Source organism: Vibrio sp. ZF57 (assembly GCF_001691235.1).
Classification (GTDB): domain Bacteria; phylum Pseudomonadota; class Gammaproteobacteria; order Enterobacterales; family Vibrionaceae; genus Vibrio; species Vibrio crassostreae_C.
The window spans coordinates 40,770-61,642 of sequence record NZ_MAKD01000024.1 but is presented as its reverse complement, the minus strand read 5'-3'; the positions used below and the strand labels follow the sequence as shown (position 1 = coordinate 61,642).

20 protein-coding genes are annotated in these 20,873 nt (G+C 44.9%); 7 read left to right on the top strand and 13 right to left on the bottom strand.

Going from position 1 to position 20,873, the window contains the following annotated elements:
• Positions 1-107 precede the first annotated feature (107 nt).
• Entirely contained in the window at positions 108-998 is an 891-nt protein-coding gene (gene znuA / locus A6D97_RS03340; protein ID WP_065583830.1) for a zinc ABC transporter substrate-binding protein ZnuA, read from the bottom strand.
• Positions 999-1,081: 83 nt separating this feature from the next.
• Here znuA and znuC point away from each other — a divergent pair, with 83 nt between their 5' ends.
• Together znuC and znuB are read left to right on the top strand one after the other, a co-directional pair.
• Complete coding sequence (znuC, locus tag A6D97_RS03335) at positions 1,082-1,861, top strand: zinc ABC transporter ATP-binding protein ZnuC (RefSeq protein ID WP_017061943.1); 780 nt, start codon at positions 1,082-1,084, stop codon at positions 1,859-1,861.
• Positions 1,861-2,646: a zinc ABC transporter permease subunit ZnuB gene (gene znuB / locus A6D97_RS03330; protein WP_017061944.1), complete on the top strand. Its 786-nt coding sequence runs from the start codon at positions 1,861-1,863 to the stop codon at positions 2,644-2,646. The genes znuC and znuB overlap by 1 nt, the downstream gene beginning before the upstream one ends.
• A gap of 126 nt (positions 2,647-2,772) precedes the next feature.
• Here znuB and sucD read toward each other — a convergent pair whose 3' ends face one another.
• From sucD to sdhC, 8 genes are all read right to left on the bottom strand, one after another.
• Positions 2,773-3,645: a succinate--CoA ligase subunit alpha gene (sucD, locus tag A6D97_RS03325; RefSeq protein WP_004734209.1), complete on the bottom strand. Its 873-nt coding sequence runs from the start codon at positions 3,643-3,645 to the stop codon at positions 2,773-2,775.
• Positions 3,645-4,811: an ADP-forming succinate--CoA ligase subunit beta gene (gene sucC, locus A6D97_RS03320; protein WP_019820479.1), complete on the bottom strand. Its 1,167-nt coding sequence runs from the start codon at positions 4,809-4,811 to the stop codon at positions 3,645-3,647. Before sucC ends, sucD begins: the two co-directional genes overlap by 1 nt.
• 206 nt (positions 4,812-5,017) lie before the next feature.
• Positions 5,018-6,226 carry a 2-oxoglutarate dehydrogenase complex dihydrolipoyllysine-residue succinyltransferase gene (odhB, locus tag A6D97_RS03315; RefSeq protein WP_017056410.1) on the bottom strand — a complete coding sequence of 403 codons (1,209 nt, stop codon included), beginning with the start codon at positions 6,224-6,226 and terminating at the stop codon, positions 5,018-5,020.
• A gap of 21 nt (positions 6,227-6,247) precedes the next feature.
• Positions 6,248-9,064 carry a 2-oxoglutarate dehydrogenase E1 component gene (gene sucA / locus A6D97_RS03310; RefSeq protein ID WP_017061946.1) on the bottom strand — a complete coding sequence of 939 codons (2,817 nt, stop codon included), beginning with the start codon at positions 9,062-9,064 and terminating at the stop codon, positions 6,248-6,250.
• Positions 9,065-9,161: 97 nt separating this feature from the next.
• Positions 9,162-9,875, bottom strand: coding sequence for a succinate dehydrogenase iron-sulfur subunit (locus A6D97_RS03305; protein ID WP_010436773.1), 714 nt, complete (start codon positions 9,873-9,875; stop codon positions 9,162-9,164).
• A 12-nt stretch (positions 9,876-9,887) separates the two neighbouring features.
• A complete protein-coding gene (gene sdhA, locus A6D97_RS03300) occupies positions 9,888-11,654 on the bottom strand; it encodes a succinate dehydrogenase flavoprotein subunit (RefSeq protein WP_017061947.1) in 1,767 nt (588 codons plus the stop codon).
• Entirely contained in the window at positions 11,655-12,002 is a 348-nt protein-coding gene (gene sdhD, locus A6D97_RS03295; RefSeq protein ID WP_010436768.1) for a succinate dehydrogenase, hydrophobic membrane anchor protein, read from the bottom strand.
• On the bottom strand, positions 11,996-12,388 hold the full coding sequence (sdhC, locus tag A6D97_RS03290) for a succinate dehydrogenase cytochrome b556 subunit (RefSeq protein ID WP_017061948.1): 393 nt from the start codon (positions 12,386-12,388) through the stop codon (positions 11,996-11,998). Before sdhC ends, sdhD begins: the two co-directional genes overlap by 7 nt.
• Before the next feature lie 417 nt (positions 12,389-12,805).
• Here sdhC and A6D97_RS03285 point away from each other — a divergent pair, with 417 nt between their 5' ends.
• A complete protein-coding gene (locus A6D97_RS03285) occupies positions 12,806-14,095 on the top strand; it encodes a citrate synthase (RefSeq protein WP_017061949.1) in 1,290 nt (429 codons plus the stop codon).
• A 207-nt stretch (positions 14,096-14,302) separates the two neighbouring features.
• Here A6D97_RS03285 and A6D97_RS03280 read toward each other — a convergent pair whose 3' ends face one another.
• On the bottom strand, positions 14,303-15,061 hold the full coding sequence (locus tag A6D97_RS03280; RefSeq protein ID WP_065583829.1) for a Nif3-like dinuclear metal center hexameric protein: 759 nt from the start codon (positions 15,059-15,061) through the stop codon (positions 14,303-14,305).
• 90 nt (positions 15,062-15,151) lie between these two features.
• Here A6D97_RS03280 and A6D97_RS03275 point away from each other — a divergent pair, with 90 nt between their 5' ends.
• On the top strand, positions 15,152-15,910 hold the full coding sequence (locus tag A6D97_RS03275; RefSeq protein WP_017061951.1) for a DUF1853 family protein: 759 nt from the start codon (positions 15,152-15,154) through the stop codon (positions 15,908-15,910).
• A 122-nt stretch (positions 15,911-16,032) separates the two neighbouring features.
• Here A6D97_RS03275 and pgm read toward each other — a convergent pair whose 3' ends face one another.
• A complete protein-coding gene (gene pgm / locus A6D97_RS03270; protein WP_017061952.1) occupies positions 16,033-17,679 on the bottom strand; it encodes a phosphoglucomutase (alpha-D-glucose-1,6-bisphosphate-dependent) in 1,647 nt (548 codons plus the stop codon).
• Between the two features lie 92 nt (positions 17,680-17,771).
• Positions 17,772-18,311 (bottom strand): replication initiation negative regulator SeqA, encoded by a 540-nt coding sequence (gene seqA / locus A6D97_RS03265; protein ID WP_017061953.1) that lies wholly within the window; start codon positions 18,309-18,311, stop codon positions 17,772-17,774.
• Between the two features lie 93 nt (positions 18,312-18,404).
• On the opposite strand from seqA, the gene A6D97_RS03260 reads away from it, so the two are divergent.
• From A6D97_RS03260 to fldA, 3 genes are all read left to right on the top strand, one after another.
• Positions 18,405-19,166, top strand: a complete 762-nt coding sequence (locus A6D97_RS03260; protein ID WP_017061954.1) for an alpha/beta fold hydrolase — start codon at positions 18,405-18,407, stop codon at positions 19,164-19,166.
• A 108-nt stretch (positions 19,167-19,274) separates the two neighbouring features.
• Complete coding sequence (locus A6D97_RS03255; RefSeq protein WP_004737900.1) at positions 19,275-19,493, top strand: DUF2788 domain-containing protein; 219 nt, start codon at positions 19,275-19,277, stop codon at positions 19,491-19,493.
• A 58-nt stretch (positions 19,494-19,551) separates the two neighbouring features.
• Positions 19,552-20,085, top strand: coding sequence for a flavodoxin FldA (gene fldA, locus A6D97_RS03250; protein WP_010436745.1), 534 nt, complete (start codon positions 19,552-19,554; stop codon positions 20,083-20,085).
• Between the two features lie 96 nt (positions 20,086-20,181).
• Here fldA and A6D97_RS03245 read toward each other — a convergent pair whose 3' ends face one another.
• The gene (locus A6D97_RS03245; protein ID WP_017061955.1) at positions 20,182-20,688 is read right to left on the bottom strand and encodes a DUF4442 domain-containing protein; all 507 of its coding nucleotides are present in this window, start codon (positions 20,686-20,688) and stop codon (positions 20,182-20,184) included.
• Positions 20,689-20,873 lie beyond the last annotated feature (185 nt).

Genomic DNA, 20,873 nt, shown 5'->3' with positions numbered 1-20,873 from the left:
TTATTTGTTAGGAGGTTTTATCTTAGCGGTCACGAAAATGCCGCAAAAAGCGGCATGATTCATAAATTAACGAGAGCAAAGTAGAGTAAAGAATACTCGTTTATGACTTACTTCTCGTCTAAGCAACTTGTATAGCTATCTGTAAGTTGCTGAAGAAAATCGAAATAGCTTCCACTCTTCACTTCAACTGTTGAACCGATAGGGTCAAGCTGACCTTGTTTTGCGTTACTTCCGCGCGTCACTGATTCAATCACAGCAGGAGTGAATTGAGGCTCAGAAAACACACATTGAACGTTTTCACGTACTATCGTTTTCTTAATAGCGATCAGGCTTTTTGCACCCGGCTTACGCTCTGGGCTCACCGTAAAGTGACCTAAGTTATTTAGCTCAAACTCTTGCTCAAAGTAACCATACGCGTCATGAAAAACGTAGTAACCTTTGTCTTTCACGGGTGCAAGTTGATCTCGAATAGACTGTTGCTTCTCTTTCAATGCAATCAGGAATGAATCGAGATTCTCTTGGTACGCCATTGCGTTGTCTGGATCAGATTCAATCAACTTAGCTGAGATGTATTTTGCAGCTACTTCAACTTGCTCGATACCTAACCAAAAATGCGGGTCATGGCTACCGTGGTGGTGCCCTTCATGTGCATCGTGGTCATGCTCTTCGTGTCCGAACTCTCGCAAGTTGATTCCGGGAATATCACTGATCTTGATAACATTTTCTTTTGAACCAATCACCTTAGTCAGAAAGGCTTCTAGGTCAGGGCCGAACCAGATGACCATATCGGCACTATGAACTTTTTTGACATCCGATGGCTTAAGCGCATAATCATGCGGCGAAGCATTGCTGTTCATCAACACATCCGGCTCACTAACGCCTTGCGTTAATTCTGTCACAATCATTTGAATTGGTTTAAAGCTTGTTAGAATAGTATTGGCACTTGCGACACTTGGCGCTAAAAGCAAAGTAGCAAGTATAAAAGATGAACGTGACATAATCCCTCGATAATAGAAAAGTAGCTTAGGCTTGAGGTAAATGTTACATTATAACATTAGCGAATTGCAAATGAGTTCTATTCATGGATAACTTAATCCAACTAGATTCTGTGAGCGTCGAATTTGACGGTCGAAAAGTTCTAGACAACATCTCTCTAAATTTAGAGCGCGGCAGAATCACCACCCTGATTGGGCCAAACGGTGCAGGAAAGTCGACATTAGTAAAAGTGGTACTGGGTTTACAGACCAAATTTTCAGGCACAATAACAAAAGCTAAAAAACTGAAAATTGGCTATGTACCACAAAAATTAAAGCTCAATGATTCCCTACCGCTCAACGTAGAGCGTTTTCTAAAACTCACTGGCAATTTCAGTCAGCAAGAGATCCTTGAAGCATTGAAGCTCGTTGGTGCTGAACATCTGCAGAAGAGTAACATGCACCAGCTATCTGGCGGAGAAAACCAACGTGTGCTCATTGCTCGTTCATTGCTAAGAAGACCAGATCTACTGGTTCTCGATGAACCGGCTCAAGGCGTCGACGTTCAAGGGCAAATAGACCTGTATGACTTGATTGACACCATTCGCCACCGCTTTGGTTGTGCCGTATTTATGGTTTCACACGATCTGCATTTAGTGATGGCAAAAACAGACGATGTTATCTGTTTACACCACCACATCTGTTGCTCAGGCGCACCTGCAGACATCAAACACCATCCTTCGTATATTGCGCTCTTTGGCACCGCGACCCAAGAGACGCTAGCGTTTTATCATCACCAACACGAACATCACCATCATGATCTCGCAGGCCAGCCTGTCGAAGGCGACGTGCATGAATGTTCAAACCATAAACACGGACACCACTAATGCTTGAGTTTCTTCTTCCCTCTATTTTGGCGGGTTTGGGTATTGCACTAATTGCAGGCCCACTAGGTTCATTCGTGGTGTGGCGTAAGATGGCTTACTTTGGTGACACGCTTGCTCACGCTTCTTTGATGGGCTTAGCACTTGGCTTTCTGTTCAACATTAACTTGTATTTCGCGCTGCTGATTTGTTGTTTGATGCTGGCCGTGTTGCTAGTGACTTTACAAAAACAAAAGCTGGTCGCGACCGATACCCTACTCGGTATTTTGGCGCACAGTGCGCTATCACTTGGTTTGGTTGCTGTCAGTTTCTTAGATAACGTTCGTGTTGACCTAATGAGCTACCTATTTGGTGACTTGCTGGCAGTATCTCCAACGGATTTAGTGTTCATCTATGCGGGTGCTGCTGTAATTGGATTAGTACTTGCTATCTTTTGGCGACCACTACTATCAACGACGGTTAACGAAGATCTCGCGGCGGTTGATGGCATCAACATTGATTTAATGCGTCTGATTCTGATGCTATTGGTCGGTATCGTGATTGCTGTAGGTATGAAGTTTGTTGGTGCGTTAATCATGACATCGCTACTGATTATTCCTGCAGCAACGGCAAGGAAGTTCTCGAGCACACCTGAGCAGATGGCCTTCCTTGCATCAATTATTGGCTCTATCGCTGTATTCGGTGGATTAAGCTTGTCTTGGTTCTATGATACGCCCGCTGGCCCGTCTGTGGTTATCAGTGCTGCAGCAATGTTTATGCTATCTCAAATGGTTAGAAGCCGAGCTTAGCACTTAGCACTTAGCAGGACGATTTCTAATCTCGTATCCCGAGAACATAAAAAAGGCTTGGTCAGTGACCAAGCCTTTTTAATATCGTTCAGTTAACTTCTATCTCAATCGATAAAAGCCAGCTGATTACCAACCCGTGATTTCACGTAGGCCTTTACCGATGTCAGCAAGAGACTTAACAGTCTTAACGCCTGCTGCTTCTAGTGCTGCGAATTTATCTTCAGCAGTACCTTTACCGCCAGAGATGATTGCGCCTGCGTGGCCCATACGCTTGCCCGGAGGAGCAGTAACACCAGCGATGTAAGATACAACTGGCTTAGTTACGTTTGCTTTGATGAACTCAGCCGCTTCTTCTTCCGCAGTACCACCGATTTCACCAATCATTACGATTGCTTCAGTTTCTGGGTCTTCTTGGAAAAGTTTCAAGATATCAATGAAGTTTGAACCTGGGATAGGGTCACCACCGATACCAACACATGTAGACTGACCAAAGCCTTCATCTGTTGTTTGCTTAACTGCTTCGTATGTCAGAGTACCTGAACGAGATACGATACCTACTTTACCCTTCTTGTGGATATGACCAGGCATGATACCAATCTTACACTCGTCTGGAGTGATAAGACCTGGACAGTTAGGACCGATCATGCGAACGCCAGTTTCTTCTAGCTTCACTTTAACGTCGATCATATCTGTTGTAGGGATACCTTCAGTGATCGTTACGATCAGTTCGATACCTGCATCAATCGCTTCTAGGATTGCATCTTTACAGAAAGGAGCTGGTACGTAGATAACTGTTGCTGTTGCGCCAGTTACTTCTACCGCTTCACGTACTGTGTTGAATACTGGAAGGCCTAGGTGAGTTTGACCACCTTTACCAGGTGAAACACCACCAACCATTTGCGTACCGTATGCGATAGCTTGGTCTGAGTGGAATGTACCTTGACCGCCAGTGAAACCCTGACAGATTACTTTAGTGTCTTTGTTAATTAATACAGACATTATTTAGCCTCCGCAGCAGCAACAACTTTCTGAGCAGCATCTGTTAGAGATTCAGCTGCAATGATATCAACATCAGAATTAGCAAGTACTTCGCGACCTAGGTCTGCGTTTGTACCTTCTAGACGAACAACTACAGGAACTGTTACGCCGACTTCTTTAACTGCACCGATAATACCTTCAGCGATCATGTCACAACGAACGATGCCACCGAAAATGTTTACGAGTACTGCTTTAACATTGTCATCAGAAAGGATGATCTTGAATGCTTCAGCTACACGTTCTTTTGTCGCGCCGCCGCCTACATCAAGGAAGTTTGCTGGCTTGCCGCCGTGTAGGTTTACGATATCCATCGTACCCATCGCAAGGCCTGCACCGTTAACCATACAGCCAACGTTACCATCTAGTGCTACGTAGTTCAGTTCCCACTGTGCTGCGTGTGCTTCGCGCTCATCTTCTTGAGATGGATCGTGCATTTCACGTAGTTTAGGCTGACGGTACATCGCGTTTGAGTCGATGTTGATCTTGCCGTCTAGACAAAGCAGGTTGCCTTCGCCAGTAATTACAAGCGGGTTGATTTCTAGTAGAGCTAGGTCGTACTGAGAGAACATTTTGCCAAGACCCATGAAGATCTTAACGAACTGTTTGATTTGATCGCCAACTAGACCAAGTTTGAACGCCAGTTCACGGCCTTGGTAAGCTTGAGGGCCTACTAGAGGATCGATCGCTGATTGGTGAATCAACTCTGGAGTTTCTTCAGCGATTTTCTCAATGTCCACACCGCCTTCAGTTGACGCCATGAATACAATTTTACGCGTTGCGCGGTCAACAACAGCACCTAGGTAAAGTTCGTTAGCAATGTTTGATGCTTCTTCAACTAGGATCTTAGTTACAGGCTGACCATTAGCGTCTGTTTGGTAAGTCACTAGGTTTTTACCTAGCCACTTTTGTGCAAACTCTTTAACGCCTTCTTTGGTGTCATGTAGCTCTACGCCGCCCGCTTTACCGCGGCCACCAGCGTGTACTTGACACTTAACGACTTTCTTGGCTGTACTGATACGACCTGCAGCTTCGAAAGCTTCTTGTGCAGTATCACATGCGAAACCTTCTGGTACAGGCAAACCGAATTCTGCAAACAGCTGTTTGGCTTGGTATTCATGCAAATTCATTTTGATATTCCGTTTATTTTCCCTTAAGGGATTATTATTTCCATAACGACACAGTTTCCTGTGTTACGTCTGTAGGGTCTTCTCAAAACAACTGCTGTCCATTTTCTAATGGCTTTACAGTTCAATTGAAGGCCAGACGTTGAGCAGCCTAGCCTTTGAAACTTTTTACGTCTAGCTAACGGGGTTAACTAGACGTTTTAGCGATACTAAACGTCTAATAGCAGACGTGCAGGATCTTCTAGAAGCTCTTTGATGGTCACTAGGAAGCCAACTGATTCACGGCCATCGATTAGACGGTGGTCGTAAGAAAGCGCTAGGTACATCATTGGTAGAATCTCTACCTTGCCATCAACAGCCATTGGACGGTCTTGGATTTTGTGCATACCCAAAATTGCCGCTTGAGGCGGGTTGATGATTGGCGTAGACATTAGAGAACCAAATACACCACCGTTTGTGATAGTGAAGTTGCCGCCCATCAGTTCATCAACCGTTAGCTTGCCGTCACGACCTTTGATTGCTAGCTCTTTGATGCCTTTTTCGATATCAGCGAAACCTAGTGTGTCACAGTCTTTGAGTACTGGAGTCACTAGACCACGTGGCGTAGATACCGCCATGCTGATGTCGAAGTAGTTGTGGTAAACGATATCTGTACCATCAATAGAAGCGTTCACTTCTGGGAAACGCTTCAGTGCTTCTGTTACTGCTTTCACGTAGAAAGACATGAAGCCAAGACGCGTATCGTGACGTTTCTCGAATTGGTCTTTGTACTGCTTACGAAGGTCCATGATTGGCTTCATGTTCACTTCGTTGAAAGTAGTCAGCATTGCTGTGCTGTTTTTCGCTTCTAGAAGACGGTTTGCAACTGTCTTACGCAGGCGAGTCATAGGCACGCGTTTTTGGCTGCGAGCCGCTGCTGGCGCTTCAACTGCTGGTGCAGATGCTGCTGCCGGAGCCGCTTTCGCTGCTGCTAGGTGTGCGTCGATGTCTTCACGAGTAATACGACCACCAACACCAGTGCCTTTAACGTCAGCTGGTTGTAGGTTGTGCTCAGCAAGCAGGCGACGAACAGCTGGGCTTAGCGCGTCGTTGTTCTCTTCTGTTAGCGCAGCTTTATGGCGCTTATCAGGAGATGCTTCTGTATCTTCAGTGGTGTCTTTCGTTGGTTCACCAGCGACAGCACCCGGCTTGATTTTAGCCAAAAGCTGCTTAGAAAGTACCGTAGCACCCTCTTCTTCGATGATAGCTTCCAGAACACCCGCTTCAGGAGCCGGTACTTCTAGAACTACTTTATCTGTTTCGATATCTACAATGACTTCATCACGTGCAACCGCTTCGCCCGGTTTTTTGTGCCAAGTAGCAACTGTTGCATCAGCCACAGATTCAGGTAAATCTGGAACCAGAATTTCAATTGTCATGTGCGTATTTTCCTTTTACTTCTAGTTCTTAAGTAGGGTCAAAGCGTCGTCAACTAACGCTTTTTGTTGTTTCAAGTGTACTGACATATAGCCAACAGCTGGTGATGCTGATGCAGGACGACCTGCGTATTGAATATCAGCACCTACTGGGATAGCAGCTCGGAAATTATGTTGGCTACTGTACCAAGCACCTTGGTTTTGTGGCTCTTCTTGACACCAAACGTAATCGACTACATTTGTGTACTGTGCGATGGCAGCTCTCACGTCCTCATAAGGGAACGGGTAAAGTTGCTCAATACGTACAATAGCGACATCGTCTTGCTCGTTCTTACGTCTTTGGTCAAGCAGGTCAAAGTAAACCTTACCTGAACAGAACACGACGCGTTTTACGTTCTCAGGAGCCAGATCATCAATTTCTGCGATAGCTGGTTGGAACGTGCCTTCTGCCAAATCTTCAAGAGAAGAAGTACACAGAGGGTGACGAAGCAATGACTTAGGTGACATTACAATCAGTGGACGACGCATTGGTCGAACAACCTGACGGCGAATCATGTGGTAAACCTGAGCTGGTGTTGAAGGAACAACAACCTGCATGTTTTGTTCAGCACATAACTGAAGGTAACGCTCAAGACGTGCAGAAGAGTGCTCTGGGCCTTGGCCTTCATAACCGTGAGGAAGCAGCATAGTTAGACCACATAGACGTGCCCACTTTTGCTCACCTGATGAAATGAATTGGTCGATAACAACTTGTGCACCGTTTGCGAAGTCACCAAATTGAGCTTCCCAAAGGGTTAGACCGCTTGGCTCTGCTGTCGCGTAACCATACTCAAATGCGAGTACCGCTTCTTCAGATAACACAGAGTCAAACACTTGGAATGGCCCTTGTTTATCATGAATGTTCGCAAGAGGAACATACGTGCTTGCATCTGATTGATTGTGCAGTACTGAGTGACGGTGGAAGAACGTACCACGACCTGAATCTTGGCCTGAGATACGAATACGCTTACCGTCGTCAACAAGTGTTGCGTATGCCAGAGTTTCAGCCATACCCCAATCGACTTGTTTCTCACCATTCACCATGGCAGTACGATCGTTGTACAGTTTATTTACTCGGCTTTGCAGCTTGTGGCTGTCCGGGTATTGACAAAGTTTGGTACCAAGCTCTTTCAGGCGCTCGATATCAATCTTGTTATCCCACTCGATGTTCCAGTCGTGACCTAGGTAAGGAGACCAGTCTACTGAGTGAAGTGCCATTGGACGCCACTCTTTAACCACAACTTCACCGTGATCAAGTGCATCACGATATTCGTTAACTAGCTGAGTTGCTGTATCAATACCAAACTCACCGCGCTCCATTAGCACGTCAGCGTAAAGCTTACGTGGTGTTGGGTGCTTCTTGATTTTTTGGTACATCAAAGGCTGTGTTGCATTCGGCTCATCGGCTTCATTGTGACCGTGGCGACGGTAACAAACCAAATCAATAACAACATCACGCTTAAACGTATTACGGTAATCCAATGCAAGACGCGCAACAAACGCAACCGCTTCTGGATCATCAGAGTTAACGTGGAAAATCGGAGCCTGAACCATCTTCGCGATATCGGTACAGTACATCGTAGAGCGTGTATCGCGAGGGTTAGACGTTGTAAAACCAACTTGGTTGTTTACAACGATACGAACCGTACCACCTACACAGAAACCACGAGCTTGAGACATGTTAAACGTCTCTTGTACTACACCCTGACCAGCGATAGCTGAGTCACCGTGGATAGTAATTGGAAGTACACGGCTACCATCATTATCACCAAGGCGATCTTGACGTGCACGTACTGAACCGATAACTACCGGGTTTACGATTTCTAAGTGAGATGGGTTAAATGCTAGTGCTAAGTGAACGTTGCCGCCTGGCGTTGCGAAGTCCGCAGAGAAGCCTTGGTGGTATTTCACATCACCAGTACCCCACGTGTCATCGTGCTTGCCCGCAAACTCGTCAAACAGGTCTTGTGGCTTTTTACCAAGCACGTTGACCAACATGTTTAGACGACCACGGTGAGCCATACCAACAACAACTTCACGCATGCCTTGTCCGCCAGCATGACGAATAATTTCTTTCGTCATTGGGATAAGAGCATCACCACCTTCCAACGAGAAGCGTTTTGCGCCTGGGAATTTCGCACCAAGATAGCGCTCAAGACCTTCAGCAGCAGTTAGCTCTTCTAGGAAAGCTTGCTTTTCTTCTTTGTTGAAAGAGGGTTGACCAGATACAGACTCTAAACGTTGTTGGATCCAACGCTTTTGCTCTGTATTTGTCATGTGCATGTATTCAGCACCAATAGAGCCACAATACGTTTGCTTTAGAGATTTGTAGAGATCTTTAAGCACCATCGTCTCTTGGCCAATGGCGTAAGAGCCGACGTTGAACGTCTCATTGAGGTCATCTTCGGTAAGAGTGTGGAAAGAAGGGTCCAGTTCATCAACTGTCGCTCTTTTCCATAAACCTAGGGGGTCTAGATTTGCTGCTTGATGCCCTCGGAATCGATAGGCATTAATAAGTTGCAGAACCTTTACTTGTTTCGCATCGACATCTGGATCACTAACTTGGACACTGTAATGCTTTGTTTCTTGAGCGAGTCGACGGAAGTATTCACGAACACGAGAGTGTGGTTGTTCCACTGTCTCTGAAGCTTGCACAGGCAGTTCTTCAAAAACACTTCTCCATTCGTCACTTACCGAATCTGGGTCACTTAGATACAGTTCATAGAGTTCTTCTACGTACGTTGCATTGGCGCCAGCCAAGTGTGAAGACTCGAGCCATGCCTTCATCACGCCGTTGTGCATATTTTCCCTTAACCAGTAGTTTTCACGTTTGCTGCGGTCTATGCCGAGCTATTAAAAGGCCGCCCCAAAACTTCTAGGGCGGCAATTTTTATATAACTTAAACCGAACGATTCACTAGCATGGTCTTGATGTGACCAATAGCTTTCGTCGGATTTAATCCCTTAGGACAAACACTTACACAATTCATGATGCCATGGCAACGAAAAACGCTAAATGCATCATCAAGATCGGACAAACGTTCGTCTGTCGCTGTATCTCGGCTATCAATTAGCCAACGGTACGCTGCAAGCAGGCCTGCTGGTCCGATGAATTTGTCAGGGTTCCACCAGAATGATGGGCATGACGTTGTACAACATGCACACATGATACATTCGTACAATCCATCTAAATGAGCACGCTCATCAGGGCTTTGTAAGTTTTCACGAGCCGGTGGCACATTGCCATCAGACACTAAGAATGGCTTCACTTTTTCGTAGTTATCGTAGAACTGAGTCATGTCTACAATCAGGTCACGAACAACGGGTAAGCCAGGCAGTGGGCGAATCACAATCTTGTCTTGGCCCGAAAGCGCAGACAATGGCGTGATACACGCTAGGCCATTTTTACCGTTCATGTTCAAACCATCCGAGCCACATACACCTTCACGGCATGAGCGACGGAATGAGATTGTTGGATCTTGCTCTTTCAACAGAATAAGCGCATCCAAAAGCATCATGTCTGAACCTTCATCCACTTCTAGAGTGTATTCCTTCATATAAGGTTTCTGGTCGACATCTGGATTGTAACGATATAAAGAGAAATTCAGTTTCATGGTCATATCTCCTTAGTACGTACGTGCTTTTGGTGGGAACGCTTCACGATGGATAGGTTCCATGTTTACACCACGCTTAGTCATGCTCTCTGACTCTGGGTTGTAAAGTGAGTGGCATAGCCATTGCTCATCATCACGGTCAGGGAAATCGAATCGAGCGTGTGCGCCACGGCTCTCTGTACGGAAATTTGCAGCAACAGCCGTTGCGAATGCCGTTTCCATCAAGTTTTCAAGCTCTAGACACTCGATACGTTGAGTGTTGAACTCTGTAGACTTATCAGATAGGTGTGCATTTTTCAGACGCTCGCGAATCGCTTTTAGCTCTTCTAGGCCTTCAGCCATTGCTTTGCCTTCACGGAATACTGAGAAGTTGTTCTGCATACATTGCTGAAGATCTTTACGGATTTGCGCTGGATCTTCGCCGTCTGTGCTGTTTTCCCAACGGTTGTAACGCTCTAGTGAACGCTCAATGTCAGCTTCAGTTGCAGGTTTCGCTTCGTCTTGCTTCTTCAGTGTCTCACCTAGGTGTAGACCTGTCGCACGACCAAATACCACTAAATCAAGCAGTGAGTTACCACCTAGACGGTTGGCACCATGTACTGATACTGATGCGATTTCACCACAAGCAAAGAGACCTTGGATTTCAACATCGTTGCCGTCTTCGGTTTGCTTAATAGCTTGACCAGAAACTTGTGTTGGAACACCACCCATCATGTAGTGACATGTAGGGATTACTGGGATTGGCTCTTTCACTGGATCAACGTGAGCAAAGGTACGAGAAAGTTCACATACACCAGGAAGACGAGATTCAAGTGTCTCTTTACCTAGATGATCAAGCTTAAGCTTGATGTGTGGACCCCAAGGGCCATCGCAACCGCGACCTTCACGAATTTCAACCATCATTGAACGAGCAACAACATCACGACCCGCTAAGTCTTTAGCGTTTGGTGCGTAACGTTCCATGAAGCGTTCGCCGTCTTTATTGAGAAGGTAACCACCTTCACCACGACAACCTTCCGTTACCAATACACCTGCACCAGCGATACCCGTCGGGTGGAACTGCCACATTTCGATGTCTTGCATAGGAACGCCAGCACGAATCGCCATACCAACACCGTCACCAGTGTTAATGTGTGCATTGGTTGTTGATGCGTAGATACGACCAGCACCACCAGTCGCAAGGATTGTTGCCTTCGCTTTGAAGTAGCAAACCTCGCCCGTTTCCATACAAAGCGCGGTAGTACCTAAAATTGCACCATCTTCGTTTTTAACAAGATCCAGTGCATACCACTCAGAGAAAACCGTCGTTTTGTGTTTAATGTTTTGTTGGTAAAGCGTATGAAGCAGTGCGTGACCAGTACGGTCGGCTGCAGCTGCGGTACGAGCCGCTTGCTCACCACCAAAGTTTTTAGATTGACCACCGAAAGGACGCTGGTAAATAGTACCGTTCTCAAAACGAGAGAAAGGCAGGCCCATTTTTTCGAGTTCGATTACCGACTCAGGACCGTTTTTACACATGTATTCGATAGCGTCTTGGTCACCGATGTAATCAGAACCTTTTACTGTGTCATACATATGTTGTTCCCAATGGTCTTCATGCGCGTTACCAAGAGCAACAGTGATGCCGCCTTGCGCTGAAACCGTATGAGAACGAGTAGGGAAAACTTTAGAAAGCAATGCACAAGAAAGGCCTTGCTCAGAAATTTGCAGTGCGGCACGCATACCTGCACCACCAGCGCCGATCACTACGGCATCAAACTCACGAACAGGAATAGTCACTTACGCACCCCACAAAATAAACAGACCAGAGAAGAAATATCCAAGAAGAACTGCAACAACACCGACTTGAAGACCAACACGCAGTTTTGCGCATTTGATGTAGTCAGTTAGTACTTGCCATAGGCCGATCCACGCGTGAACCAAAACAGAAGTAAGCGCTAACATGGTGAAGACTTTAGTGAAGGTTCCACCAAAGAATTGCGTCCAAGATGCGTAAGAGATATCACCAGAGAAAGCACAAAAGCTAACTAGGTAGATAGTGTAAAGCGTCATAATGATGGCAGTAGCACGAATCAATAGATAATCGTGGACACCATTACGACCAAAAGTAGAAACGTTGTTTACCATACTAAGATCCCCGCTAGTAGAGACAATACCGCTGTTGCTGCGAATGCAACCTTAGCGCTCTTCGCGCCAGATTCCAGCTCTTCAAAGTGACCAAGGTCCATAAGAAGGTGACGAATACCACCAGCAATGTGGTAAGCCAAAGCGGTTAAAATGCCCCACAGAATAAACTTCACGAAGAAACCATCGACAATGTCGCTAGCTTCGGCAAAGCCTACTGGGGATGAGAGGGAAATGGATAGTAACCAAAGCAAAATTCCAATCGCGACAAAAGTTATCACCCCAGACACACGGTGTAGGATGGAAGCTATTGCTGTGATTGGAAAGTGGATGGTCTGTAAATCTAAATTAACAGGTCTTGTCTTTCTTTCTTTCACGGGCTTGCTCACTCAGCTCCATTGAGCATTATGGTCATTAAATAACCTTATGATATTGTTATGGACAAAATTTGATTGTAAACCTTCAAAATTTAACATTAACTTAACAAATAACCGAAGTTGAGCCTTAGATAATTGTAAAATAATTGTTAACTGCTCGATTAAGAAAGACACCTCACATTTCTTCTTAGCCTTGCATTTATAAGGTTTTAACCAAACTTTTCAGCGTCACTATACGACTGGCAACATTCTAATACAATTGATGTAACAAATAATGCTACACAGACCAGATTTTTAACGAATTTAATGTAAAAAACACTAACAAGTGCACACAAAGCTTCAGAAAAATTGACTTTCCCACGTAAGACCAGTAAAAAAATGGCACATAAACATCCTGGACGGATTAAATAATAAACAAAGGAGATTGTTATGGCGGATAAGAAAGCTACCCTTCACATTGAAGGTCAAGCGCCAATCGAGCTGCCGATTACAGAAGGTGTACTTGGTACTCCAGTGATCGATGTTCGTACACTAGGTTCTAATGGTTTTTTCACTTTTGACCCTGGTTTTCTTGCCACTGCATCCTGTGAGTCTCAAATCACTTTTATTGACGGTGGAAAAGGCATTCTTTTACATCGTGGTTATCCAATCGACCAACTTGCCAATAACGCTGATTACTTAGAAGTATGTTACATACTTCTTTACGGTGAAGCCCCATCTAGAGCTGAGTACGAAAAGTTCAAGACTACCGTGACACGTCACACTATGGTGCACGAGCAAATCGCTAGTTTCTTCCACGGCTTCCGTCGTGACGCTCACCCTATGGCTGTAATGTGTGGTGTTGTAGGCGCTCTAGCGGCGTTCTACCACGACTCACTTGATGTCAACAACGATACACACCGTGAAATTGCGGCATACCGCCTGATTTCAAAAATGCCAACACTGGCTGCAATGTGTTACAAATATTCAATCGGTCAGCCGTTTATCTACCCACGTAACGACCTAGGCTACGCAGAAAACTTCTTACACATGATGTTTGCAAACCCATGTGAAGAGTATGAAGTGAACCCTATCGTTGCTCGTGCAATGGATAAGATTTTCACTCTACATGCTGACCACGAACAGAACGCTTCTACGTCTACAGTGCGTCTTGCTGGTTCATCTGGTGCTAACCCGTTTGCGTGTATCGCAGCAGGTATCGCATCACTTTGGGGCCCAGCTCACGGCGGTGCAAACGAAGCTTGTCTGCGCATGCTTGAAGAGATCGGTAGCGTAGATAACATTGAAGAATACGTTGCGAAAGCAAAAGACAAAGATGACCCATTCCGTTTGATGGGCTTCGGTCACCGTGTTTACAAGAACTACGACCCACGTGCAACAGTAATGCGCGAAGCGTGTCACGAAGTGCTTAAAGAGCTAAACATCCAAGATCCACTACTAGACGTAGCGATGGAACTTGAGCGTATCGCTCTTTCTGATGAGTACTTTGTTTCTAAGAAGCTATACCCGAACGTAGATTTCTACTCAGGTATCATTCTGAAAGCAATCGGTATTCCAGTATCTATGTTTACAGTAATCTTCGCGATGTCTCGTACCATCGGTTGGATTGCTCACTGGAACGAAATGCACAGCGATCCGACGAACCGTATCGGTCGTCCTCGTCAGCTATATACTGGTGAAGAACAACGTGACTTTAAAGCACTTCACGAACGTGAATAGTTGCTATAGATCATAATGTTAAAAGGGGTTGATGTGAGAACATCAACCCCTTTTCTTTTGTACGCTCTCAACCCCGTCATCCCCAAGAACGAGGGACGAATGAGTTGGGGATCTCCTTAAGCGAGCAGATAAACTATACAGGTTACCTGCTCAATTCTAGAGAACGACGCATACACTCGACTCGTACCCCTTATCTCGCATCTGCTCTTAAACTGGGTTATCGATATCGATAAACTCAACATCCAAGCAGTGCTCTTTTGCTAACCACTCACCTAGTGCCTTCACGCCGTAGCGTTCTGTCGCATGGTGACCTGCAGCAAAATAATGGATGTCTTGCTCGCGGGCCGAGTAAGTTGTGCGCTCAGAAATTTCACCAGAGATAAATGCGTCGATACCTTGAGAGGCTGCAAGTTCAATGTAGTCTTGACCACCACCAGTACACCAACCGACGGTCGTTATCATTTTGTCTTGGTTTTCTGGAGCGATATGCAGTGGTTTACGATTTAGAGCTTGATCGATTTTTGCTGCGAATTCAGTACCTGTCATTGGTGTTTTTAATTTACCAAACATAGCAACCGATTGTGGGTGCCCTTCCAAGCCACCTTCTACTTCAATATCAAGCAGTTCAGCGAGTTTGGCGTTGTTACCAAGTTCAGGATGGATATCGAGAGGTAAGTGATAACCCAAAAGGTTAATGTCATTCTTTATCAGAGTGCGAATGCGTTTGCCCTTCATGCCACGAATTGCCTCTGACTCACCTTTCCAAAAGAAACCGTGATGAACCAACAAAGCGTCTGCGTTCAGTTCTACCGCTTTATCAATCAAGGCTTGAGAAGCTGTTACACCAGTAACGATTCGCTTCACTTCTGTCGCGCCTTCAACTTGAAGACCATTAGGACAGTAATCTTTAATCTGCTGTGGCTGCAGTTTTTCGTTAAGTAGCTTTTCTAATTGTAAGTTAATCATTTTTCTTTCCAGCTTACCTTCATAATAACGTCGTTATATCAATTTACGGGTAGAATGTCGAAAGCCCCACGATGAGTTTATGAGGAAGAGATGACAGCACTGCAACGTTTTTACCAATGGGTCATCGACTCACCGCCATTACTAGAAATCAAGCCACCGGTTTCGGATCTCAGTGCATTCTCTAGCAACCATGCCATCGACTCATCACATACTTATGAGGGTAATCCTAGATTAGGTTTCCTCTACCAATATCTATGCGAGCAAGTGATCGCTGCCTCACCGAATTACTCGATAAAGCACGACGAGATTCAGATCAATGTGGAAGGCAGAACTCTCGGTGCAATCGACTTTATTCTTAAAGAAGAGAGCAGCCAAAAGCTGGAACATTGGGAAGTGGCGATTAAGTTTTATCTGCTCCACGAACAAACATGGTTTGGACCCAACTCTCACGACCAATTGGATAAGAAACTCGACAGGATGCTCAGCCACCAACTAGAAATGTCCTCTTCTGCCGCCTTTGTTGAGCAATATCCAGAAATCGATGTCGACTCAAAACACTTACTGATGCAAGGTCGTCTGTATACCAACCCTTTCTTAGAGCAAAACATACCGACAAAATGCTTGGGCTATGACATTAACCCAAGCCAAGTAAACGGCTTTTGGTGCTATCAAGATCAGGCTCATTTAATCAGTGAACCACTGTATCCACTCACCAAAGAGCAATGGGCAGCAGGGACGGATGATTTCAGCAGTCAGCCGATCACCGAGTTCGGTGATCGCTTCGTCCATGGGCAAACAAAGTCGGGGCAATTCTGGTTTGTGATGCCACAAAGTTGGCCACACGGTTAGTCGTCTGAGCTAACTCAGTTACCTTTTCCCGCTTATACGTAACTAACACAAACAAAAAGGGCTGATGCTTTCACATCAACCCTTCTTCTATTTACGTAGCAACTCTAGTAATCGAGATTCGATTATAGGCCAGCCGCTGCAAATACTTGGTTCACAATCTCTTGAGCTTCTGCTTCGATTGCTTTCAGGTGCTCTTCACCCTTAAAGCTTTCACAGTAGATCTTGTAGATGTCTTCAGTGCCTGATGGACGAGCAGCAAACCAGCCGTTCTCAGTTGTCACTTTCAAGCCACCAATCGCAGCACCGTTACCTGGAGCGTGTGTTAAGCGTGCAGTAATTGCATCACCAGCCAACGTCTCAGCAGAAACCATCTCTGGAGATAGTTTCTTCAGCACGTCTTTCTGTGCACCATTTGCTACCGCTTGAATACGGTTGTACTTAGATTCACCGTGTTTAGCGGCAAGTTCTTCGTAGTATTCTTGTGGGTTCTTACCTGTCACTGCTGTGATCTCAGCCGCAAGCAAGCAAAGAATCAGGCCGTCTTTATCTGTTGACCAAGGCGTACCGTCTTTACGTAGGAAAGAAGCACCTGCGCTCTCTTCGCCACCAAAACCAAACTGGCCGTTGTATAAGCCATCAACGAACCATTTGAAACCAACTGGCACTTCACAAAGTTCGCGACCTAAGTCAGAAACTACGCGATCGATTAATGCACTTGATACTAGTGTCTTACCAACAGCAACGTCTTTACCCCAACCTTCACGGTTACGGTATAGGTAATCAATACAAACCGCTAAGAAGTGGTTTGGATTCATCAAACCTTTAGGTGTCACGATACCGTGGCGATCGTAATCTGGGTCGTTACCAAATGCTAGAGCGTACTCGTCTTTAAGCGCCAGTAAGCCTGCCATTGCGTATGGAGAAGAACAGTCCATACGAACTACGCCATCTTTATCTAGAGACATGAATTGGAATGAAGGGTCAACCGCTTCACTTACCAGAGTAAGATCTAGATTGTACGCTTTACCAATTTGACGCCAGTAATCAATACCGCTGCCACCCAGTGGATCAACACCAATCTTGATGTTTGCTTTCTGGATCGCTTCCATATCCACGACGTTAACCAAATCAGCGACGTATGGCGCGACTAGGTCAACTTCTTTTACTAGCTCAGACTGTTTAGCCTGTGCGATAGGCGTACGCTTAACACCTTGCATTTGCTCAGCAATGATCACGTTCGCACGGTCTTCAATCGCTTGAGTCAGTTCAGCTTCAGCTGGGCCACCGTGTGTCGGGTTGTATTTAATACCGCCGTCTTGAGGTGGGTTATGTGAAGGCGTGATAACAATGCCGTCGGCTTTTTTGTCATTCACTAGGTTGTGCGTAAGAATCGCGTGCGAGATACCAGGTGTTGGAGTAAAGCCGTTGTTTTCTTGAATAATAACTTCAACACCGTTCGCTACAAGCACTTCGATAACCGTAGAGAACGCAGGCTCAGATAGAGCGTGAGTATCTTTACCTAAGAAAAGAGGGCCAGTTGTACCTTGCTCGGCACGAACTTCAGCAACCGCTTGTGCAATTGCTAGAATGTGGTTTTCGTTAAATGTTGATTTGTCTGCTGTACCGCGGTGACCTGAAGTACCGAAAAGTACTTTATGATCTGGGTTCGTAGCATCCGGTTGCTGTAAGAAATAGTTAGCAACTAAAGCCGGGATATTATGAAGATCTTCCTGCTGAGCTTTCTGCCCAGCACGAGGGTGCATAGCCATTTTTCGACATCCTTATATATAAAATTTTAAAACAAAAAAACCTCATAATATCTTCTTATCCATGGATATTATGAGGTTTAAATCAGATTTCGTTAAATTGAACCTGTTACTTTTTCTATCAATTCTGCTTGGAAATTCATGCGGCTCATAAGCTGCTCAACCATCTGTCTTTTCCGGCTTGTATTGTTATTAGTAATAACCCAAAAAGGACTTTGTGGAATAGCTTTAGGCTTAGTCGTGTTGCCGTTTGCTAGCAACGTCGCTTCGTTATCTGCAAAGTAAACGCGCTTACGGCCTTTTACTTGAGTTGCTTCTGAAAAGCTTAAAGGGTCGATTTTATGCAGTGTTGATAACACAAGCATGAAACGATCAATGGCTTTCTTTAGTGATGCAAACTCATCTGATATTAGTAGTGAGCGCATTTCTTTAACGCCATCGAACTTCTCTGGAGTAAAGCCTACCTCTTTGCTAACAACGATACCTTTTGGCTCAACGATCTCTTCGATCGGAGCCATGCCTTGGCTATCAACCTGTAACAAGCGGCGCAGAATATCTGAAGCGCTTTCGCCAATACGTTCTGTCTGACCCGCAATAAAACGGTATAGGTCCTCATCAACCTCAATTGTTTTCATTCGCTTTTCACAATCTCAATGTTTAAACTCTGGGGGATTATAGCGAGATCCGCGCGGATACTCTACGTCAAACCCACCATGAATAAGATAAAAATGTCAGTACAGCTCAACTATAAAATTGAAGGTGAGGGTCACACCATTGTTTTGATCCATGGATTATTCGGTAATCTGGACAACCTTGGCTTGCTCGCTAGGGATCTAAAAGCCGATCATCAGGTACTTAGTATCGATCTCCGCAACCACGGTCAATCCTTCCATAGTGACACTCATAACTATCAAGCGATGGCACAAGACGTGGCTCAACTGCTGCATGATCTTAAGTCAGAAGACGTCACTGTGATTGGTCACTCGATGGGTGGCAAAGTAGCGATGGCACTGACACAACATCTTGCGCTGCATAAATTGATTGTCTTGGATATGGCTCCGGTCGCGTACACTCAGAGTCGCCACGACAACGTATTCGCAGGCCTGCAAGCCGTGATAGAAGAAGAGCCGACTTCACGCTCAGATGCACTCAAGGTTCTCGCAAAACATATCGAGATCGATGGCGTTCGCCAGTTTTTAACCAAATCTTTGTTCAAAACAGAGCAAGGCATCATGGAATGGCGCTTCAATGTTGCTTCGTTATTGAGCAACTACCCACATATTATTGGTTGGGAACCGATCGAGAAAACCTCGGTCAAAACCTTGCTCATTAAAGGTGGGGATTCAGATTACCTCACCGCAGAACATCAAGCAGCCGTTCAGCAGCAATTTTCTAACGCAAAAGCGCATGTCATTGCCAACACAGGTCACTGGCTGCATGCTGAAAAACCAGCAGAAGTACTTAGAGCAATTAGAAAATTCATCGCTTAACTGCGCTTTTTCGTGCAGATAAATGAGAGCTGTGTAATTACTGCAGATTAACTTTATCTCACAACAGTGATATAGTGCGCCCAAGCAAAATTGGTATATAAGGTTCCCATGCTTTACGACTACATGAACATCATCGAATCTGTTGGTTTAGATCTCCTGTTTGCCGCGATTTTCTTTTTAATCGGTATGGCAATTAAGGACGTTCTCAAGCAGGGAAATGTTCCTCCATTTGGTCGTCGCATCGTATGGTTAGTACTTTTCCTTGGCTGTGCGGGTTTTATCGCCAAAGGGATAATCCAACTAAGCTGGGAAGGAACTGGGATCTAACGATTCTCTTCCGAACTTTATTACACCGACAACAGACAAAATGAAAGGTAATGATTCTATGGCAAGTGTAGGTCTCTTCTTTGGTAGCGATACAGGTAACACTGAAGCTGTTGCTAAGATGATTCAAAAGCAATTGAGCAAACAGCTCGTTCACGTTCAAGACATTGCAAAAAGCAGCAAAGAAGATATCGATAACTTCGATCTACTGCTGCTTGGTATCCCTACGTGGTACTACGGCGAAGCACAATGTGATTGGGATGACTTTTTCCCAGAGCTAGAAGCTATTGATTTCTCAACTAAGCTTGTTGCTATCTTTGGTTGTGGCGACCAAGAAGATTACGCAGAATACTTCTGTGATGCTATGGGTACTATCCGTGACATCGTTGAAGCGAAAGGCGGTACTATCCTAGGTCACACATCAACTGAAGGCTACGAATTCGAAGCATCGAAAGGTTTAGTTGAAGGCGATGACAGCCAATTCGTTGGTCTATGTATCGATGAAGACCGTCAACCTGAGCTAACTGATGAGCGCGTATCTAACTGGGTTAAACAAATCCACGAAGAGATGTGCCTAGCAGAGCTAGAAGACTAATTCTCTAGTGGTTGTTAATTGTTACAGTTAATAACCATTATGTAGATATGAAAAAACCTCCTTATAGGAGGTTTTTTGCTATTTAAAATCTATTAATTAGCACTCAGCCTCTAATGCTTCATCATCATCTCTAAATTGCGGCTTCTTTCTTACATAGAGGGTGCGTTGAATTTCTGAAACCACATTACCCTGCTTATCTTTCACGTGAATAATAAATTCGGGGAAACACTTTTCACCGAGTTGCGTCTGACGATAGATATCGTCAAGCTGCCCTTGCCTTATCTCAAAATCTGCATACAAGTCCGATTGCCCCGGCTTGATGAAGTTAATGCTCGCTTCTTTATCCCAAACATAATATCGTTCACCTAAAATTCCCATTAACATCAATGAGTAAACGGGATCGGTAAGAGAAAAGATACTGCCGCCATATTGAGTACGATTGGCGTTCTTATTCCACCAGCGTAGCTTAAGTACTGTCTTAACAACCCTAAAGTCAGTGCTAATGTGGGCTATTCGAATACCCGCTCCCCAAAAGGGAGGCCAAATATTAAGAGCAAATTTTACAATGTTGGGTTTATATATTTTTGCGAGTTGCTTATTCATAACAACATTCCATGTTCATATCAGAAACACCGTCACCTTGACTGGTCGTACCTCCACTATAAGTGAGATACTTCCAATTTACAAAACAGATTGTGATGTCAGTAAGTAACCCTTTGAAGTTCGTGGTTTATTGTTATGCCTGACTAAACTATAATGGTATTAATATTGAATTCTGTTAATTGCTG

Excerpts from the sequence above, each read along its gene's own strand:
- znuA (WP_065583830.1), bottom strand. The coding sequence starts at position 998 with ATGTCACGTTCATCTTTTATACTTGCTACTTTGCTTTTAGCGCCAAGT.
- znuC (WP_017061943.1), top strand. The coding sequence starts at position 1,082 with ATGGATAACTTAATCCAACTAGATTCTGTGAGCGTCGAATTTGACGGT.
- znuB (WP_017061944.1), top strand. The coding sequence starts at position 1,861 with ATGCTTGAGTTTCTTCTTCCCTCTATTTTGGCGGGTTTGGGTATTGCA.
- sucD (WP_004734209.1), bottom strand. The coding sequence starts at position 3,645 with ATGTCTGTATTAATTAACAAAGACACTAAAGTAATCTGTCAGGGTTTC.
- sucC (WP_019820479.1), bottom strand. The coding sequence starts at position 4,811 with ATGAATTTGCATGAATACCAAGCCAAACAGCTGTTTGCAGAATTCGGT.
- odhB (WP_017056410.1), bottom strand. The coding sequence starts at position 6,226 with ATGACAATTGAAATTCTGGTTCCAGATTTACCTGAATCTGTGGCTGAT.
- sucA (WP_017061946.1), bottom strand. The coding sequence starts at position 9,064 with ATGCACAACGGCGTGATGAAGGCATGGCTCGAGTCTTCACACTTGGCT.
- A6D97_RS03305 (WP_010436773.1), bottom strand. The coding sequence starts at position 9,875 with ATGAAACTGAATTTCTCTTTATATCGTTACAATCCAGATGTCGACCAG.
- sdhD (WP_010436768.1), bottom strand. The coding sequence starts at position 12,002 with ATGGTAAACAACGTTTCTACTTTTGGTCGTAATGGTGTCCACGATTAT.
- A6D97_RS03285 (WP_017061949.1), top strand. The coding sequence starts at position 12,806 with ATGGCGGATAAGAAAGCTACCCTTCACATTGAAGGTCAAGCGCCAATC.
- A6D97_RS03280 (WP_065583829.1), bottom strand. The coding sequence starts at position 15,061 with ATGATTAACTTACAATTAGAAAAGCTACTTAACGAAAAACTGCAGCCA.
- A6D97_RS03275 (WP_017061951.1), top strand. The coding sequence starts at position 15,152 with ATGACAGCACTGCAACGTTTTTACCAATGGGTCATCGACTCACCGCCA.
- pgm (WP_017061952.1), bottom strand. The coding sequence starts at position 17,679 with ATGGCTATGCACCCTCGTGCTGGGCAGAAAGCTCAGCAGGAAGATCTT.
- seqA (WP_017061953.1), bottom strand. The coding sequence starts at position 18,311 with ATGAAAACAATTGAGGTTGATGAGGACCTATACCGTTTTATTGCGGGT.
- A6D97_RS03260 (WP_017061954.1), top strand. The coding sequence starts at position 18,405 with ATGTCAGTACAGCTCAACTATAAAATTGAAGGTGAGGGTCACACCATT.
- A6D97_RS03255 (WP_004737900.1), top strand. The coding sequence starts at position 19,275 with ATGCTTTACGACTACATGAACATCATCGAATCTGTTGGTTTAGATCTC.
- fldA (WP_010436745.1), top strand. The coding sequence starts at position 19,552 with ATGGCAAGTGTAGGTCTCTTCTTTGGTAGCGATACAGGTAACACTGAA.
- A6D97_RS03245 (WP_017061955.1), bottom strand. The coding sequence starts at position 20,688 with ATGAATAAGCAACTCGCAAAAATATATAAACCCAACATTGTAAAATTT.